This window comes from Sinomonas sp. ASV322 (assembly GCF_030908245.1).
Classification (GTDB): domain Bacteria; phylum Actinomycetota; class Actinomycetes; order Actinomycetales; family Micrococcaceae; genus Sinomonas.
In genome coordinates, this window is the sequence record NZ_JAVFJJ010000005.1 from 117,247 (window position 1) to 133,639 (window position 16,393).

The 16,393-nt window shown below is 69.7% G+C and carries 17 protein-coding genes; 3 read left to right on the forward strand and 14 right to left on the reverse strand.

What is annotated here, in order from left to right:
* Positions 1 to 60 precede the first annotated feature (60 nt).
* Positions 61 to 1,035 (forward strand): DMT family transporter, encoded by a 975-nt coding sequence (locus tag RBS12_RS09135; protein ID WP_307965770.1) that lies wholly within the window; start codon positions 61 to 63, stop codon positions 1,033 to 1,035.
* Positions 1,036 to 1,101: 66 nt separating this feature from the next.
* On the opposite strand, the gene RBS12_RS09140 is transcribed toward RBS12_RS09135, so the two are convergent.
* The 9 genes from RBS12_RS09140 to RBS12_RS09180 form a co-directional block, all read right to left on the reverse strand.
* Complete coding sequence (locus RBS12_RS09140) at positions 1,102 to 2,004, reverse strand: dioxygenase (protein WP_307965771.1); 903 nt, start codon at positions 2,002 to 2,004, stop codon at positions 1,102 to 1,104.
* Between the two features lie 21 nt (positions 2,005 to 2,025).
* On the reverse strand, positions 2,026 to 3,117 hold the full coding sequence (locus RBS12_RS09145) for a maleylacetate reductase (protein ID WP_307965772.1): 1,092 nt from the start codon (positions 3,115 to 3,117) through the stop codon (positions 2,026 to 2,028).
* A complete protein-coding gene (locus tag RBS12_RS09150) occupies positions 3,114 to 4,208 on the reverse strand; it encodes an alpha/beta hydrolase (protein WP_307965773.1) in 1,095 nt (364 codons plus the stop codon). Before RBS12_RS09150 ends, RBS12_RS09145 begins: the two co-directional genes overlap by 4 nt.
* Positions 4,205 to 5,794, reverse strand: a complete 1,590-nt coding sequence (locus tag RBS12_RS09155) for a bifunctional 3-(3-hydroxy-phenyl)propionate/3-hydroxycinnamic acid hydroxylase (RefSeq protein ID WP_307965774.1) — start codon at positions 5,792 to 5,794, stop codon at positions 4,205 to 4,207. Before RBS12_RS09155 ends, RBS12_RS09150 begins: the two co-directional genes overlap by 4 nt.
* A 119-nt stretch (positions 5,795 to 5,913) precedes the next feature.
* Positions 5,914 to 6,906 carry an AraC family transcriptional regulator gene (locus RBS12_RS09160; protein WP_307965775.1) on the reverse strand — a complete coding sequence of 331 codons (993 nt, stop codon included), beginning with the start codon at positions 6,904 to 6,906 and terminating at the stop codon, positions 5,914 to 5,916.
* 28 nt (positions 6,907 to 6,934) lie between these two features.
* The gene (locus tag RBS12_RS09165; RefSeq protein ID WP_307965776.1) at positions 6,935 to 8,287 is read right to left on the reverse strand and encodes an RNA polymerase sigma factor; all 1,353 of its coding nucleotides are present in this window, start codon (positions 8,285 to 8,287) and stop codon (positions 6,935 to 6,937) included.
* Positions 8,284 to 8,607: a YciI family protein gene (locus RBS12_RS09170; RefSeq protein WP_307965777.1), complete on the reverse strand. Its 324-nt coding sequence runs from the start codon at positions 8,605 to 8,607 to the stop codon at positions 8,284 to 8,286. The genes RBS12_RS09165 and RBS12_RS09170 overlap by 4 nt, the downstream gene beginning before the upstream one ends.
* A gap of 122 nt (positions 8,608 to 8,729) precedes the next feature.
* Positions 8,730 to 9,398 carry a zf-HC2 domain-containing protein gene (locus tag RBS12_RS09175; protein WP_307965778.1) on the reverse strand — a complete coding sequence of 223 codons (669 nt, stop codon included), beginning with the start codon at positions 9,396 to 9,398 and terminating at the stop codon, positions 8,730 to 8,732.
* A 17-nt stretch (positions 9,399 to 9,415) separates the two neighbouring features.
* Complete coding sequence (locus RBS12_RS09180) at positions 9,416 to 9,919, reverse strand: sigma-70 family RNA polymerase sigma factor (RefSeq protein WP_307965927.1); 504 nt, start codon at positions 9,917 to 9,919, stop codon at positions 9,416 to 9,418.
* A gap of 174 nt (positions 9,920 to 10,093) precedes the next feature.
* Here RBS12_RS09180 and RBS12_RS09185 point away from each other — a divergent pair, with 174 nt between their 5' ends.
* The gene (locus tag RBS12_RS09185) at positions 10,094 to 10,663 is read left to right on the forward strand and encodes a hypothetical protein (RefSeq protein ID WP_307965779.1); all 570 of its coding nucleotides are present in this window, start codon (positions 10,094 to 10,096) and stop codon (positions 10,661 to 10,663) included.
* Between the two features lie 77 nt (positions 10,664 to 10,740).
* A complete protein-coding gene (locus RBS12_RS09190; RefSeq protein ID WP_307965780.1) occupies positions 10,741 to 10,914 on the forward strand; it encodes a hypothetical protein in 174 nt (57 codons plus the stop codon).
* Positions 10,915 to 10,965: 51 nt separating this feature from the next.
* On the opposite strand, the gene RBS12_RS09195 is transcribed toward RBS12_RS09190, so the two are convergent.
* The 5 genes from RBS12_RS09195 to dnaK all read right to left on the reverse strand — a co-directional run bounded on the left by RBS12_RS09195 (position 10,966) and on the right by dnaK (position 16,223).
* Positions 10,966 to 11,706 carry a hypothetical protein gene (locus RBS12_RS09195; RefSeq protein ID WP_307965781.1) on the reverse strand — a complete coding sequence of 247 codons (741 nt, stop codon included), beginning with the start codon at positions 11,704 to 11,706 and terminating at the stop codon, positions 10,966 to 10,968.
* A 229-nt stretch (positions 11,707 to 11,935) separates the two neighbouring features.
* Positions 11,936 to 12,361 (reverse strand): heat shock protein transcriptional repressor HspR, encoded by a 426-nt coding sequence (locus RBS12_RS09200; protein ID WP_307965782.1) that lies wholly within the window; start codon positions 12,359 to 12,361, stop codon positions 11,936 to 11,938.
* A 3-nt stretch (positions 12,362 to 12,364) separates the two neighbouring features.
* A complete protein-coding gene (locus RBS12_RS09205) occupies positions 12,365 to 13,342 on the reverse strand; it encodes a DnaJ C-terminal domain-containing protein (protein WP_307965783.1) in 978 nt (325 codons plus the stop codon).
* Between the two features lie 289 nt (positions 13,343 to 13,631).
* On the reverse strand, positions 13,632 to 14,333 hold the full coding sequence (locus RBS12_RS09210) for a nucleotide exchange factor GrpE (protein ID WP_307965784.1): 702 nt from the start codon (positions 14,331 to 14,333) through the stop codon (positions 13,632 to 13,634).
* A 3-nt stretch (positions 14,334 to 14,336) separates the two neighbouring features.
* Positions 14,337 to 16,223: a molecular chaperone DnaK gene (dnaK, locus tag RBS12_RS09215; protein WP_307965785.1), complete on the reverse strand. Its 1,887-nt coding sequence runs from the start codon at positions 16,221 to 16,223 to the stop codon at positions 14,337 to 14,339.
* Positions 16,224 to 16,393: the final 170 nt, after the last annotated feature.

A 16,393-nucleotide genomic window follows, 5' to 3' on the forward strand; every position in this document is an offset into this window, starting at 1 on the left:
GTATAGCCAAATGCGTTCAATGTATTTGATTCATGACGACGGCGGGGCGACAGTGAGGACATGACCCGCCGCTTCGCCCTCACCGCCGCATTCGTCGCGCTGGCCCTCGTCTGGGGCGCTAGCTTCCTGCTCATCAAGGAATCTCTCGGGGCGTTCACACCGGGTCAGGTGACCGTGGGGCGGATCGTCCTCGGGGCTCTGACGCTGCGCACCATCATGGTCGTCACCGATCGGCCCTGGCCTCGCGAGCCCCGGTTCTGGGCTCACATGGCCGCCGTCGGAATCCTGCTCTGCGTCGCGCCATTCGGCCTCTACGCGTGGGCCGGCGAATCGCTCCCCTCGGGCCTCTCGGCGATCCTCAACGCCTCGACGCCGCTCATGACCGCCCTCGCGACGGCCGCCGTCGTCCCGCTGGAAAGGCTCGCCCCGCGGCAGGCGATGGGGGTCGCGATAGGGGGTGCCGGCGTCGTCCTCGTCGTGGGGCCGTGGGGCCTCGCGGGGGACGCCATCGCGCCCGCCCTCGGCTCGCTCCCCGCCCAGCTCGCGTGCCTCGGCGCAACAGCGTGCTACGGGCTCGGGTTCGCGTACCTGCGGCGCTTCGTCGTCGGGCGCTATCGCTACGACGCCCTCAGCGTCTCAACCGTGCAGCTCACGATGGCCGCCGCCGTTGCGCTCGTGTGCGCGCCCCTGCTCGGCGCGGTCGCGCCCCTGCAGTCGCCGAGCCTTGGGGCCGTCGGCGCGCTCGTGCTGCTCGGCGTCTTCGGCACAGGCATCGCATACATCTGGAACACCGCGATTGTGACGCAGTGGGGCGCCGTGGCGGCCTCGACGGTCACGTACCTGACCCCTCTCGTGGGCGTGGTTCTCGGGACCATGCTGCTGGGCGAAAGCCTGAGCTGGAACCAGCCGGTCGGGTGCCTTGTGGTGATCGCCGGCGTCGTCGCGGTGCATCGGAGCCGGGCCCGTACGACGGCGGTTCCCAGGCCTGCGGCCCGGCCGGAACCGGCGCTCGACGCCGCGGGCGCGCGCGGCTGACGGCGCGGCCGAGGGATCGGGGCTGGCGACCGAAGGGATGTGCGGCGGCCCGCGCCCGCGTCACCGTCAGCTGACAGGCGCGAGGACGATGTCGAACGTGGTGCGGGCCCAGTCACCGCTGAGGACGCGCCCGTCGGGGGTGGGGGTCCCCGCGAGCTGGGTGTGGAAGGGCTTGATGAGGGAGTCCTTGACACCGAAGACCGAGTCGCCCGCAACGAGCTGGGGGTCGCCCTCGACGAAGATGTGCGTGACGAGGGTGCGCAGGTTCGGCGCGGTGACCATGAAGTGCAGGTGCGCGCAGCGGAGTGGGGATCGCCCGACGGCGGCGAGCAGCTTCCCGACCGGTCCGTCGTGTGGGATCGGATACGGGGTCGGTGTGATCCCCCAGAATGCGTATCGGCCCTCGTCGTCCGCGAAGAGGTGTGCACGCCCGGCGACCCTGCCGTCGGCGTACTGAACGTCGTAGAAGCCCTCGTCGTCGGCCTCCCACACCTCGATGCGGGCGCCCGGCACCGGGTTTCCGTCGGTGTCGCTGACAGTTCCGTCGACCCAGCAGGGCTGGCCGTGAGCGCTCCCGGCGATGTCCCCGCCGATCGGGATCTCGGGGGCGTCCTCGAGGAAGAACGGTCCGAACACGGTGGCCTCCGTGGCGTCCCCGTGGGTCTTGTTGTTGACGTTGACGGTCTGCATCGAGAGGCCGAAGACGTCGGAGAGCAGGATGAACTCCTGGCGCTTGTCATCGGTCAGGTGCCCCGTCTCGGTGAGGAACCTGATCGCGGCGTTCCACTCTTCCTCGGTCAGGCGCACCTCGCGGACGAACGCGTGAAGGTGTCTGGTCAGGGCATCCAGCAGCTGGCGGAGCCTCGGGTTTTGGGTGTCACCGAACGACGCGACAACACGGTCGGTCAGGGCCTGCTCGATCTTGGCCTGCTCCCCCGAGACGGTCGCGGCGGTGGTGTCATCGGTCATGGCGGTCTCGTCCTTCGGTGGTCAGTCGGCGTTCTCGGCGAACGTCTGGGGGCTCTCCCCGGCCAGGGCCGCAGTCAGGAGGGCGGTCAGGTTCGCGGCCGTGACGGGGCGGGGATTGGAGGCCGGGATGGCAGGCAGCGCCACGGCCGCAGCCTCGGCGATGTCGCCCTCGGTGAACCCGTAGTCGGCCAGCGCCTTTGGGGCGTCGAGCTTCTCTCGCAGGGATTGGAGGCCCCCGAGCGCGTCGGCGGCGCCGAAGGCGGCCGCGATCCTGGCTGCCGCCTCGGGGGCGGCCGGGGCGTTGAACGCGAGCACGTACGGCAGCACGGTCGCGTGGGTCTGGGCGTGGGGGAGGTTGAACGTGCCTCCCAGCACATGGCAGATCTTGTGATGCATGCCAGACCCGGCGGAGGCGAACGCGACCGCGGACAAGTAGGCCCCGTACAAGGCCAGTTCCCGCCCGGTCAGGTCGGACGGCTCCGTCGCGATGGCCGGCAGGCCTGCGGCCAGGGCGCGGATGCCTTCGGCGGCCATGGCGGAGTTGATCGGGTCCGCCCGGGGCGCCCACATCGAGTCCACGCAGTGCGCGATCCCGTTCAAGCCGGACGCCACGGAAAGGCCGACGGGGAGGGACAGGGTCAGCTTCGCGTCGTACACCACGGTCACCGGCAGGACGCGGTCGTCCACCCCGGTCCGTTTGCGTGCCCCCTCGGTCAGGCCCCACACGTTGGTCGCCTCCGATCCCGCATAGGTAGTCGGGACCGCAACGATCGGGATTCCGGTGGTCAGCGCGACGGCCTTGGCAAGACCCGTCGTCGAGCCCCCTCCCACGGAGACGATGAGGTCGATGCCGCGCTCTTCGGCGGCGGCCCGCGCGTCGTCGGCGGCCTTGGCCGGCACGTGCATGACGACGTCGCTGTGCACGTACGCGACCTCGATCCCCGCCGCCGCTCCCTGGGCGATCTCGGCCTCTTGAGCTGCGGCGATGACCATCACCCGCTTCGCGCCGAGGTGCCCGACGGCAGCGGCCACGTGCTCGGCGGCCCTCCCCGACCCGAACAGCACCCGCTGTCCCAGGGTCACATGGTCAAAGGCAAGTGGTGAGTGGCTCACGCTTCTGTTTCTCCTTCTCGGCTGAGGACGTCGGCAAACCAGTCCGCGACGGAGGCGGTGCGCTCGGTCGAGTGGTTGTAGATGGTGTGTTCACCGTCGTCCCAGACCCGGAGGGTGCCGTCGCTCGCAGCGTCGAGGAAGGGCTGCTGGTCCTCGAGGCTGATGAGCGGGTCTGCGCCGCCGTGGAGCACCAGGAGGGGGCATTCGATCCGGTCGCCGCGCATGAGGGCGAGACGATCGAAGTTGTCTTGGACGGTGGAAGGGTCGTCGCTCCCGAGCATCGCGAAAGCCTGCTCTCGGAAGGCGCGGAAGGGAAGGAGCACCGGGCGGGCGGGGGCGCCGTTGACGCACACCGCGCCGACGCGGGCATCCGAGGCCGCGGTCGTGGCGGCGTAGAGCCCACCCATGCTGTTGCCCCACAGGCCTACTCCCGGGCCCATGCCACGGGCCAGCACCTCGCCGACGAACGCGGAGTACGCCGCACGGACGTCCACGTCGAGGAGAACGCCGCCTTCGAGGCGCGTGGCGCCCTGCCCCGGTCCTTCGGCGAGCAGCGCCGCGAGCCCTCGGCGGTTGAGCTCGTCGGCCTGGCGGAGATACGCCGCGCCCCAACCGCTCTGCCCGCCGAAAACCACGACCGTGCCACGCACCGGAGCGTCGGGGGCAACGAGCCACCCGAACATCCGGCCGGCCCCGAACGGGACCTCGACCCGTTCCCAGGTTCGAGCCTGCAGCCGCCCGGCCGAGGCGACCGCCTGGTCGAAAAGCGCGTACAGGGCACGCTTGCGGGGGACGTCGAAGCTGTGGGCCATCTGAGCGAAGAGGAAGCACGCCGCGCCGGCGCGATACGACTGCACTGCCGTGACGGCGTGCCCAGCCGATTCGGCTTCACGCCCTGTGGCCATCCGCTGCGACCCCAGCTGTTCGGCCGCGTCGTCCCACGCGACCCCCTCGCCGGTGAGCCGCTGCAGGCCGAGCAGGTCCGCGTAGTCCATGCCGCAGTCGAGCAGGCGCGTCGGGCCCATGGCCCGCCAGAGGGCGTCAGTGGGAGGAATGCCCGTCGATGTGCCCGCGGAGGGCGCGGCGCTCACACGAGCTCCTTCGCCGGGAGCCAGGCGAGGCGCGCCTTGAGCTCGTCGAGGGCCGCCGGGAGCTCTGCGAGCTTTCCGGCCCAGAACAGGTGGTAGTCCGGGCGGCCGATGAAGGCCTCGATCCCGTGCTGGTCGAAGTAGCCCGCATAGGTGCCACGGACGTCGTCGACCGAGTCGACCGCGCCCGGCTGCACGGTGGCGATCGCGGCGCCGAGCTCAGCGAGGAACTGCCGCTGCACCGAGGTGAGCACGGCGCAAGTGTCGCGGGCACTGACGACTGAGAAGCCGCGGCCGACGACGTCGTCGAAGAGGCCCTCCCGCCCGTTCCGACGCACGACGCCCTGCGGCGCCAGGGTGCCGGCGAGGCCGCTTGGCCTGCCCTCGCCGTCGTGCTGGATGACCCCGGCCACGATGGTCGGGAACGGCGGTGGCGGCGGCACACTGCCGGTGCGGAACGCCTCATCTCGGAGCCTAGCCTCGACCGGGTCGTGGGTATTGGCCACCTTGCCCAGCGCCGTCGAGATCTCGGTGATCGCCGTGGCATGGGGTCGGCGCTCGGCCTCGTACGTGTCGAGCAGGCTGTCATCCGCCTTGCCGCGGAGTACCAGATCGAGCTTCCAGCCGAGCGTGATCCCGTCGCGCATGCCCGAGCACGCTCCCTGGCCCATGTACGGCGGGGTGGTGTGCGCGGCATCGCCGGCGAGGAAGACGCGGCCCTGCCTCCACCGCTCGGCAATGCGGCCTTGGAAGGTGTAGACGACCTGGCGCAGGATCTTCACATCCTCGGGACCGAGGCCGTGCGTCTCCCGCAGCCACTGCCACGCGAACTCCCGGTCCTCGAACCGGTCCTGGTCTTCGCCCTTCAGGACTGCGAGTTCGAAGCGCTGCCGGCTCCGACCGATCGGCATGTACATGTGCCCACGCTTCGGATCACAGAACTGGGTGACCTTCATGAAGCGCTCGGGCAGCTCCCGCAGCCTCTCGGTGTCGATGTTGAGCCAGCGGTCGTCCACGCCGTTGTCGCTCCGCTCGATGCCGAGGGTGGCCCGCACGAGGCTGCCGGCACCGTCGGCACCGACGAGGTACTTGGCTGTGACCGTGCGCTCCTCATCCGAGTGCGACCACTGGCCAGTTCGGTCCTTGGTCCAGGGCCGGGCGGTGACCTGCACGCCGTCGTCCGCCGCACGGACGTTGACGACCGCCCATCCCTGGTTGACCTCGACATGGCCCGTCGCCAGGACCTGCTGATGGATGGCGTCCTCGATGTCCGGCTGGTACATCGAGATATGCGCCGGGTGCCCGCATGACTCGCCGCGCCAGTCGAGCTCGATGAGAAGTTCGCCCTCACCACTGAAGTAGCGGTAATCCGGGATCGGGTATGCGTCCCGGAGGGCGTGCCCGAGGTCACCGACGCTCGCGATGATTCGGGCGGTCTCGCCGTCGATGTGGGTGAGTCGGGGCAGGCCGTAGAGACCTGGCCAGCGCTCGAAGACCACAACCTTGTGGCCCGCCTTCCCCAGCAGTGACGCGAGCACGAGCCCCGTGGGTCCGTAGCCGACGACCGCAACGTCGTAATCGTGGTCCATAACCTAACTCCCTTGTCGATTGGACAAAAGTGACGTTAGACACAGCCAGTTACGGACGCGATCCGATATGCGACGGGTTGATCCGAGCGGCGACAGAACCTTGTGGCGGGAGGTCCAGATCAGGAACGAAGCGTCACGGACGGCGGCACGCCGTAGCGCTGCTGGTAGGCAGCCGCGAACCGCCCCAGATGGCTGAAGCCGCAGCCGAGCGCGATGTCCGCGACCGTGTTTCCGTCGCCCGGCGTGGCCGCACGCAGAGCGTCGTGGACGCGCGCGAGACGAACCTGCATGACAAACTCCCGCGGACTCACGCCGACGTGCTCCTGGAAGTGGCGCTGCAGCGAGCGAGGGCTCACTCCGACGGCAAGAGCGAGCCGTTCAATCGAGAGATCCGACTCGGGTTCCAGTTCGATGAGGTCGATCGCCTTCTTGAGAGGTGCGGGCCGGTGCGCCCTCTCCTGCCGGGCAGCGAGCTGCTCGGAGTAGTTGTGCGGCTGGGCCAAAAGCAGGCCAGTCATGAGGAACGACGACCACGGGTTGGACTCGGTGGGCGTGCTCCCCAGGCCCATCGGCTCGTCGAGGTCACTGGCCAGCAGCCGCACCGCCTGCTCCCACGAGCGGGCCGCCGGGAGGCTCAGGTCCATGGCCGGGCGGAACCGAAGGGGCGCCGCGATCGGCCGGTCCAGCAGCCCCTCGAGATGCCGCTCGAGAGCGAAACGCTCGATGCGCACGTGCATCTGGCGATAGTCCTCGCTCAAGTGCATGGCCACTTTCGTGTGCGGCGAGATGATCCCTGCTGTGCCCGGGGAGACGATGACCTCGTCGTCTCCGCAGACGATCCGGTTGTGGCCGCCCCACGACATGTTCACGTCGTAGTAGTCGACCTGTTCGGTCAGCCGCACGCCGAGTTCGGCGCCGCGATGGTCTGCGTACACGAGCGTGAGCGACCCGAGCGACGCGGCGGCCACGTCCGTCCGGACCCCAGCCCCACCGTGTCCCAATGGCTCTGACCGGTGGGGACTGAGATAGCGCGACACACAGTCCCTCATGGCATCGAGGTCGGCCTCGTGCAGGAGCGAGAAGCGCTCCAGCACCCCGATTCTCCCTGTCACGCCGGACTCCTGGCTCACAATTGGCGCGTCAACTGACGCCATCATGGTACCGCCGCGGACCGCGGGCAACGCCTGATGCGGCGCCGAATCCATCGACCACCGCGCCTGACCGAGGCTCGCCCCTCGTCATCTTTGCTGGGCCGCTGCACCACCCCAGCTGGTCCCGGCGACGGGTCAGAAAGACGGTCTCGGCGGCATTGCCCGCGAGCTCGATGGCGCGGTCGTAGGCCGTGAGCGACTCGTGACTGCGTCCCAGCCTGCGCAGCAGGTCGGCGCGCGCGGCATGGTAGGCGCGGTAGCCGGACAGCGTGTCCCCGAGGCGGTCGACGACGGCGAGCGCCACCTCCGGGCCGTCGAGCTCGGCGACGGCGACCGCGCGATTGAGGGCGATGATCGGCGAGGGATCGAGGCGTACGAGCTGGTCGTAGAGCGCCACGATCTGCGACCAGTCGGTATCGCCGACTTCGCGCGCAGAGGTGTGGACCGCGTTGATCGCGGCGAGAATCTGGTAGCGGCCAGGCGCCACCCCCGAGGCCAGCCGCTCGCGCACGAGCCGATGGCCCTCTGCGATGAGCGCCCCGTCCCACAGACCGCGGTCCTGCTCGCCGAGCGGGACCAACTCGCCGCGCGCCGAAACCCGGGCCGCGTGACGGGCCTCGATGAGAAGCATGAGCGCGAGCAGCCCGGCCACCTCGCCGTCGTCCGGCATGAGGGCGCGGATCAGTCGGGTGAGCCGGATCGCCTCGGCGGTCAGGTCGGGGCGCACGGGATCGGTGTCGGGGCCACTCGCGAGGTAGCCCTCGTTGAACACGAGGAAGAGGACGGCGAGCACGCCAGAGACCCGGGCCGGCAGATCCTCCGCGGACGGGACTCTGTAAGGAATGCGCGCCGCCTTGATCTTCGCCTTCGCGCGGGTAATCCGCCGCCCCATGGCGTCCTCCTGCACGAGGAAGGCCCGCGCGATCTCAGGCATGGTCAGGCCACCCACCATGCGGAGCGTAAGCGCCGTGCGCGCCTCCATCGCGAGCGCGGGGTGACAGCACGTGAAGATCAGCCTGAGCCGCTGGTCCTCGATGGCGCCGAGAGGCTCGGGAGGGTCGTCGTCGTGCAACGCGAGCGCCTCCCTCTGCTTGTCGTCGCGCTTGTTCTCGCGCCGGATCCGGTCGATGGCCTTGCGATTCGCCGTGGTGGTGAGCCAGGCACCTGGGTTGGGCGGCACGCCGTCGGCCGGCCACCGCTCGACGGCGGTCGCGAACGCCTCCGCAGCAGCCTCCTCGGCGAGGTCGAGGTCGCCGAAACGCCGCGTCAGGGTGGCGACCACCCGCGCCCACTCCTCGCGGTGGGCTCGGGTGATCGCCTCCCGCGCATCGCTCGCACTCACAGGAACGGCCGCACCTCGACCTTCCGGTTGCAGGCCTTCGACCCTTCGGCGGCGAGCTTGAGCGCGACGTCGAGGTCGGGCGCCTCAAGGATCCAGAAGCCGACGATGTACTCCTTCGTCTCGACGAAGGGCCCGTCGGTGAACACCGGCGCCTCGCCGCGGTTGTCGAGGACGGTCGCCATGTCCGGCCCCCCGAGTCCGCCGGCGAACACCCAATAGCCGTCGGCGATGAGCTGCTCATTGAACACGTCGATGGCGGCCTGCTCGCTGTCGGTCGCGAGGTCAGAGCTGTCATTGATCACGGAAACCAGGTACTGCATGTCGGTTCTCCCTTCGGTTGGGGGACACCCCGCGTGGGCGGCCGCTCACCCATGCAACGAACAGCCCCGCGCCAATCCGACACCCTCTGGCGAGGTCTCTTCAAGTCCTTCCGCGGCGCTGGTCAGCTCAGCGTCGCGCTCGCGAGCGTCTTCTGCGATTCGTCGCGGACCTCGATGCTCCGAATCGAGGCGAGCTGATACGACGTCGCCCCGGTCAGGACGGCCTGGCCCGCATAGCCCGTCGAGCTCCAGCTCGCGGCGCGCTCCCGCTCGCCGTCCGCCGTCACGATCCACACGCTGAACACGCCTTCGCTCGGCATTCCCCGGCACACGAGGTCGAGCTCGGTGCCCCAGCCCTTGCGCACGAATGCGACGTCGATGTGCGCCCCGTCCGGGGAGACCAGGCTCGCGCTCGCGGCCGGCACGACGCTCTGCGTGGGAGTCGCGATCGGCTCAGCCGGGGGCCGCCCGAGCGCGGGACCGAGCGCGATCCCCCCGGCGAGGGACGCCGCGGCGGCTCCCGCAACGACGCCGACCCAGCGCACCCGCAGCGAACGACGGCGGCCCCGCACCCTTGCGAGGAGGGCGGATGGGACGGCGACGGCCGCGGAAGCAGTCGAGAGGCCTGCGAGTGCCTCGGCGCGGGGCGCGGGGACGACGTCGAGCAGGGCCGGCAGAACGTCGAGCTGGTCGATCTCGGCGCGGCATTCGGGGCACGAGGCGAGATGGGCCTCGACGTCGCGCGCTTCCTCCGGTTCGAGCCCACCCAGAACATAGGCTCCGAGCGACATCCGGAAATCCCGATGGTTCACCGTTCCACCCCCAGTTCGTCGAGCGCCGCGCGCAGCGCCTTGAGCCCGTAGAAGCAGCGCGACTTGACCGTCCCGACGGGGACACCCAGCTCCTCCGCGGCCTCGGCGACGCTGAGGCGCCGATAGTGGACCGCGACGAGGGCCTGGCGATGCTCCCGCGTGAGCCGCATGAGCGCCTCCTCCATGACGACCCGATCGAGGAGGTCGTCGACGCGTTCTGCGACGATCGCGGCGTCGAAGCTGTTCTCGATCGACGCGACGGTGCGTGGGCGGCGGGCCTGCGCCCGGTGCTGGTCCACGATGAGGTTCCGGACCGTGCGGTACAGGTAGGCCCGCAGTCCGGCGGTGGGCTCGGGCGCGAGCCGCCACACCCTGATGATGGCTTCCTGCACGATGTCCTCAGCCTGTTCGTCACTCTCGACGGCCCCGCGCGCAAAGCGTCTGAGCGCGGCGCCGTGGTCGCGGTAGATCGCCGCGACCGCATCCTCGTCCATCGGCATGGGGCCTCCCGGCTGCCTCATCGAACCGTTCCCCCTCTAGACGACTCGCGCGTCCAAACGGTTCACAGCCATTGTCGCGCGGAGGAGCTGGTCCGCCGCGCCGTGAACCAAACGGCCCGGCCGGTCGTCTCATGGTCAGCGGCAGCAGCCGTCCCACGACCGGAAGGCGGAATCATGAACAAGCGGGCAGCTCTCGCCCTCGCCGCGGTCTCGACGGCGCTCGCGCTCGCCGGATGCGGCGGCAGCCCGGCAACGTCGCCATCGTCGTCCTCTCCGCCGGCGACGTCGTCATCCGCACCGAGCAGTTCGGGCTACGGGGCACAGGCGCCGTCGTCGTCCAGCTCGCCGTCGCACGCGGCGGAGCTCACCCTCACGACGGCGACCATCGGCGGGCAGAAGATCATCGTCGACGGCAAGGGCATGACGGTCTACGTCTACACGCGCGACAACCCAGGCACCGCGAAGAGTGCGTGCGTCGGCGGATGCGCCTCCCTGTGGCCCGCCGTGACGAGCAGCGAGCCGCCCGCGCTCCAGGGCGTCACGGGCAAGCTCGGCAGCATCCAGACGGCCGACGGGAAGATGCAGGTGACCGTCAACGGCATGCCGATCTACTACTACTCGAAGGACACCGGCCCCGGGAAGGCAACCGGGCAGGGCGTCGCGGGCGTGTGGTACGTCCTGGGCGCCGACGGGACCATGATCCAGGCCAAGCTTTCGGGCGGCTCGGACAACTTGGGCTACTGATCGAGCGAGCTGCTCCGCGTCTGGTGGGCTCCTGAACCGGGGAGTAGATTGGATGTCCCCGAAAGCTAGGAGGAGTCATGTCAGGCTTCCGGAGCTACACGGAAGAGGAGAGGCACACGTTCGTCGCCCCGACCTGCGAGCTGTGCGGGCAGCATCGCCACATCGTGTGGCGTGAAGAGGACGGACGCTGGATCCCGCGCGACCATGGGTGCTCGAACGAGGCCTGTCCGCAGTTTGGCGGCGCGGCCTAGCCTGATGCGGGGCGCTCCCGGGGGACGCCCCGCATCGTCGCGTCTCAGCGGCTACTTCGCCGCGTTCTCGGGGGCGTGCTCGGCCGGCGCGTGCGCGTCATCCTTGTTTTCGGCGTCGTCGGCATCTTCGGCGTCGTCGGCATCTTCGGCGTCGTCGAGGTCATCGAAGTCGTCGTCGTAAGCGTCGCCGAAGCCCTCGTCGTCGAGCCCCTCCTCGAGCTCCGCCGCCTCGGCTCGCCGTTCCTCGAGGTCGGGGATGAGGCCGACGCGGCGAGCGATCTCGTCCTCGATGCCGTCGTCGTCGAGCGCGAGCAGGCCCTCCTGCGTGCGGAGCCATGCCGCGTTGAGGGCGACGAGGTCCTCGACGGCGAGGAGTTCCTCGAAGCGCTCGTCGAGGTCCTCGACGGCCTTGACGGCGTCGGTCGGCTCGCCGTCGCCCACGATGTAGATCTCCTCATCGTTGTCGTCGAGCGCGTCGAACGCCGCGACGATCGCGTCGAAGAGCTCGAGGTGCTTCGCGGCGCCCATCTCGCGGAGTCCGTCGCGGACGTAGCCGTCGATCTCCTCGCGATCGCCCGCGCTCACGGCGTACTGGGCGAATCCGCCGTCGAGCACTTCCGTGAAGTAGAAGTCGACGTAGTAGCTGCGCAGGGCGTTGACCGCGATCTCTTCTTCGCCGAGCAGCTCGGAATACATCGCGTTGACGACGTCGATGTTCGCGTCGACGACTTCGTCGTCAGGCGCCTCGAGGACTTCGGCGGGCAGGACGACGGGGTGCTGGTTCGTGCTCATGGGGCTCCTCGCTCAGGCTGGCCGGCAACGTTTCGACCGTACGACGGCGGAGCGTGCCCCACGCGGGAGGCCGAGGTGAACGTTGGGCGAACCTTGGGCGAGAACAAGAAGTGGCCACGGGTCCGGCGAGAGGTGGCGACTCGTCCGGGACGCGTGGCCGGATCTCGCCTTACGCGTGGTCAGATCGGTCCCGGGCCCTACTCGGGCCGGGCCCTCCTCGGGCCGGGACCTACTCGGGCCGGGGCCGCCACACGACGACGGCGTGCGAGCGCTGCTCGGGCCGCTGCCCGCGGGCGAGGGTCACGACGTCGCCCCCGATTCCCGCAGCGAAGACGCGGCGGGACTCGGCGCCGCCGCGCCGCGCGTCCTCGACTTCGCGCTGGAGCTCGGCGACGCGGGATCTGAGGGCCGCGACCTGATTCTCGAGTTCGAGGATGCGCCTGATGCCTTCGAGCGAGACGCCGTCCTTCGAGAGGCGCTGCACCTCCCGCAGAAGCTCGACGTCGTGCTGCGAGTAGCGACGCTGGCGGCCTGGCTGCCGCGACGGCGAGACGAGCCCCAGGCGGTCGTACTGGCGGAGCGTCTGGGGGTGCATCTCGGCCAGCTCCGCCGCTACGGAGATCACGAAGATCGGAGCGTACGGATCGATGGCCATGGCTCAGAGCCTCGCTCTTGCTGCGAGCCCCGCGCGGGGGTTGGATTCGGAGTTCTTCGCGGTCGCCGCGGCGAAGGCACGCACGGCTTCCTCGGCTTCCTTCGAGAGGTTCTGGGGCACGACGACGTCGATCGTCACGAGGAGGTCTCCCGCGCCCTTGGTGGTCTTGACGCCTTGTCCCTTGACGCGGAGCGTCTTGCCGGAGCCCGTGCCCGCGGGGATCTTCATGGTGACGTGCTGGCCGTCGAGCGTGGGCACGTCGATCTTGGCGCCGAGGGCTGCTTCGTCGAAGCTCACGGGAACGTGGATGCGGATGTTGTCGCCGTCGCGCACGAAGAACTCGTGCGGCGTGACGTTGACAGTGACCATGAGGTCGCCGGGCCCGGCCGATCCTGGCCCGCCCTTGCCGCGCACGCGGACCTTCTGCCCGTCGCGGATGCCTGCGGGGATGCGGACGTCGATGACGTCGCCGTTCTGCTCGCGCAGGCCCACCGTCGTGCCGCGGATCGAGCCCGCGAAGGAGATCGTCGTCGTCGCCTGCCTGTCGGCGCCCTTCTGCTGCGGCGCCTGGAATCCGCCGCCCGTGCCGAAGCCGCCGAAGAGGTCGGCGAATTCCGGCGGGAGGTCGCCCGTGCTGAAGCCGCGCGAATGACGGCCCGCGGTTCCGCCGAACAGCCCACCGAAAAGATCCTCGAAGCCCCCCGCGCCAGCGCCGCCGCCGGGACCGCCGGCCGAGAATCGCGCCCCGCCCATGGCCCGGATCGCGTCGTACTGCTGACGCTCCTCGGCGTCGCTCAGCACAGAGTTGGCCTCGGTGATGTCCTTGAATTTCTTCTCGGCCTCGGCATCCCCGGGGTTCTGGTCCGGGTGGTACTGGCGGGCGAGCTTGCGATAGGCCTTCTTGATATCGGCCTCAGAGGCGTCCTTGGGCACGCCGAGAATGGAGTAGAAGTCCTTCTCCACCCAATCCTGACTGGCCACAAGGGCCTCCTTTCACTGCATCGAAAACTAACGTTACGCCGACAGCCGCATAGGCGACCTGCACGCGAAAGCCGCGGCGGATGAGGGAGGGGCCCGGGAGTGACACAAGGATCGCGGCCGAGGGACCCGGTGCGAGCTTGCGAGCTTCGGGAAGGCCGCATCCGCTGTCGGAGCGCGGGGGGGGGGGGGGGGGGGGGGCCCCCCCCCCCCCCCCCCCGGGGGGGGGCCCCCCCCCCCCCCCCGCGCCAGGGGCGGGGCCCCTCATCCTCCGCGGCGTCCCGGCTCCGAGCTAAGGAACGGCGACGATGACCTGCGCAGCCCGCAGCACCCGAGCCTGCGTCCGGTAGCCGGAGCGCAGGACCTGCTGCACGGTGTCCACCGTGATGCCTTCGCCGGGCTGCTGGATGAGGGCCTCGTGGATGTTCGGGTCGAACTCGACGCCGGTCGCATCGATCCGCTCGAGCCCGTGGCTCGTGAGGATCTGCTCGAGTTTCGCGGCAATCGACGCGAACGGCCCGTCGGACAGGTCGCCGTGGGCGCGCGCCGCGTCGATGTCGTCGAGCACGGGCAGGAGCGAGGTGAGGACGCCCATGACGGCGACCTCGCCCGCGACCGCACGGTCGCGGTCCACACGCTTCCGGTAGTTGATGTACTCGGCCTGGAGGCGCTGGAGGTCCTCGCGGAGCTCGGCAGCCTCGTCCTGGATGCCGGCCGCCTCGCTCAGGATGCGCTCGGCCTGGGCGAGGACGTCCTCTGCGTCGTGGGCCTCGTCCACGGGACGGAGGTCCTCGTGCTCGGAGCCGCCGCGCTGCGGGCCGCCGGCGTCGGCCGAAGCCGCCCGGCCGCCGTCGTTCGCCTTCTCGCTCGCACCCTGGTCGGGCTGCCGCACCCCGCCGGTGACCGGATCAACCTTGCGGTTGTCCCGGATCACCGGCTTCTGCGGCTCGCCGCGAACCTCGTGCTCGTCGTCGTTGCCGTGGTGGGGAGCCATGGCCTACTTCTTCTTCTCGTCCTCGTCGACGATCTCCGCGTCGACGATGTCCTCTTCCTTGTGCCCGGCCGCCCCGGCCGAGCCGGCGCTGCTCGCGGTGTGCGAGCCGTCGCTCGAGGCATCCGCGCCAGCGGCGCCCTGCGAGCCCGCGTAGATGGCCTCGCCGAGCTTGGACTGCGAGTGCTGGAGCTTCTCGAACGCGGCCTTCACGGCCTCGTCGTCGGTGCCCTCGAGCGCCTTCTTGAGGGCGTCGACGTCGGCCTGGACCTCCGTCTTGACCGCCTCGGGCAGCTTGTCCTTGTTGTCGGCGATGAGCTTGTCGACGGAGTAGGCGAGCTGCTCGGCCGTGTTGCGGCGGTCGGCGGCCTCGCGGCGCTTCTTGTCCTCGGCCGCGTGGGCCTCGGCGTCGGAGACCATGCGCTCGATGTCCTCCTTGGACAGCGCGGTGCCGCCAGTGATGGTCATCGACTGCTCCTTGCCCGTGCCCTTGTCCTTCGCGGAGACGTGGACGATGCCGTTCGCGTCGAGGTCGAACGTGACCTCGATCTGCGGGATGCCGCGCGGGGCCGGGGCGATGCCCGTGAGCTCGAACGTGCCGAGCGGCTTGTTGTCCCGGGTGAACTCGCGCTCGCCCTGGAACACCTGGATGGAGACGGACGGCTGGTTGTCGTCGGCCGTCGTGAACGTCTCGGAGCGCTTGGTCGGGATGGCGGTGTTGCGCTCGATGAGCTTCGTCATGACGCCGCCCTTGGTCTCGATGCCGAGCGAGAGCGGGGTCACGTCGATGAGGAGGACGTCCTTGCGCTCGCCCTTGAGGACACCGGCCTGGAGCGCGGCGCCGACGGCGACGACCTCGTCCGGGTTCACGCCCTTGTTGGGCTCCTTGCCTCCCGTGAGCTCCTTGACGAGCTCGGAGACGGCGGGCATGCGGGTCGAGCCGCCGACGAGGACCACGTGGTCGATGTCGGAGACCTTGATGCCGGCCTCGGCGATGACATCGTGGAACGGCTTCTTGGTGCGGTCCAGAAGGTCCTTCGTGAGGTCCTGGAGCTTCGCGCGGGTGAGGGCCTCATCGAGGTGCACCGGGCCGTCGGGGGTCACGGAGAGGTACTGGAGCGAGATGTTCGTGCTCGTCGAGGACGAGAGCTCCTTCTTGGCCTGCTCGGCGGCCTCGCGGAGGCGCTGGAGGGCGATGCGGTCCTTCGAGAGGTCGATGCCCTTGAGCTTGAGCTGGCCGAGGAGGTACTCGACGACGCGCTGGTCCCAGTCGTCGCCGCCGAGGCGGTTGTCGCCCGCCGTCGCGCGGACCTGAATGGTCGAGAAGCCGTCCTCGTCCTTGCCGACCTCGAGGAGGGAGACGTCGAACGTGCCGCCGCCAAGGTCGAAGACGAGGATGAGCTCGTCTTCCTTCCCCTTGTCGAGGCCGTACGCGAGCGCGGCCGCGGTCGGCTCGTTGATGATGCGGAGCACGTTGAGGCCCGCGATCTCGCCGGCCTCCTTCGTGGCCTGGCGCTCGGCGTCGTTGAAGTACGCCGGGACGGTGACGACCGCGTCGGTGACCTTCTCGCCGAGGTACGACTCGGCGTCGTTCTTGAGCTTCATGAGAATGCGCGCCGAGATCTCCTGCGGCGTGTACTTCTTGTCATCGATGCCGATCGTCCAGTCGGTGCCCATGTGGCGCTTGACGGACGCGATGGTGCGCTCGATGTTGTTGACCGCCTGGCGCTTGGCGATCTCGCCGACGAGGACCTCGCCGGTCTTGGAGAACGCGACGACGGACGGCGTGGTGCGGCCGCCCTCGGCGTTGGCGATGACCGTCGGCTCGCCGCCCTCGAGGACGGAGACGACGGAGTTGGTGGTACCCAGGTCGATGCCGACTGCGCGGGACATAGTTCCTCCTGCTGTTTTGCTCATGGACAGAAGCCAACCGCCGAGGCACCCAGAAGAGGCCCGATCAAGTTGAGCGATCTGCACTCAAGTCTACGCAGCGGGTTCTGGATGTCAAATGAAGTTGAGTCGAGTGCGCTCAACTTGGCCCAACCGGGGCATTTCGGCTAGTC

Coding starts and splice junctions, on each gene's coding strand:
- RBS12_RS09175 (WP_307965778.1), bottom strand. CDS start 9,398: ATGTCGCTCGGAGCCTATGTTCTGGGTGGGCTCGAACCGGAGGAAGCG.
- RBS12_RS09200 (WP_307965782.1), bottom strand. CDS start 12,361: ATGGCCATCGATCCGTACGCTCCGATCTTCGTGATCTCCGTAGCGGCG.
- RBS12_RS09210 (WP_307965784.1), bottom strand. CDS start 14,333: ATGGCTCCCCACCACGGCAACGACGACGAGCACGAGGTTCGCGGCGAG.
- RBS12_RS09135 (WP_307965770.1), top strand. CDS start 61: ATGACCCGCCGCTTCGCCCTCACCGCCGCATTCGTCGCGCTGGCCCTC.
- dnaK (WP_307965785.1), bottom strand. CDS start 16,223: ATGTCCCGCGCAGTCGGCATCGACCTGGGTACCACCAACTCCGTCGTC.
- RBS12_RS09185 (WP_307965779.1), top strand. CDS start 10,094: ATGAACAAGCGGGCAGCTCTCGCCCTCGCCGCGGTCTCGACGGCGCTC.
- RBS12_RS09140 (WP_307965771.1), bottom strand. CDS start 2,004: ATGACCGATGACACCACCGCCGCGACCGTCTCGGGGGAGCAGGCCAAG.
- RBS12_RS09155 (WP_307965774.1), bottom strand. CDS start 5,794: ATGGACCACGATTACGACGTTGCGGTCGTCGGCTACGGACCCACGGGG.
- RBS12_RS09190 (WP_307965780.1), top strand. CDS start 10,741: ATGTCAGGCTTCCGGAGCTACACGGAAGAGGAGAGGCACACGTTCGTC.
- RBS12_RS09180 (WP_307965927.1), bottom strand. CDS start 9,919: ATGCCGATGGACGAGGATGCGGTCGCGGCGATCTACCGCGACCACGGC.
- RBS12_RS09195 (WP_307965781.1), bottom strand. CDS start 11,706: ATGAGCACGAACCAGCACCCCGTCGTCCTGCCCGCCGAAGTCCTCGAG.
- RBS12_RS09170 (WP_307965777.1), bottom strand. CDS start 8,607: ATGCAGTACCTGGTTTCCGTGATCAATGACAGCTCTGACCTCGCGACC.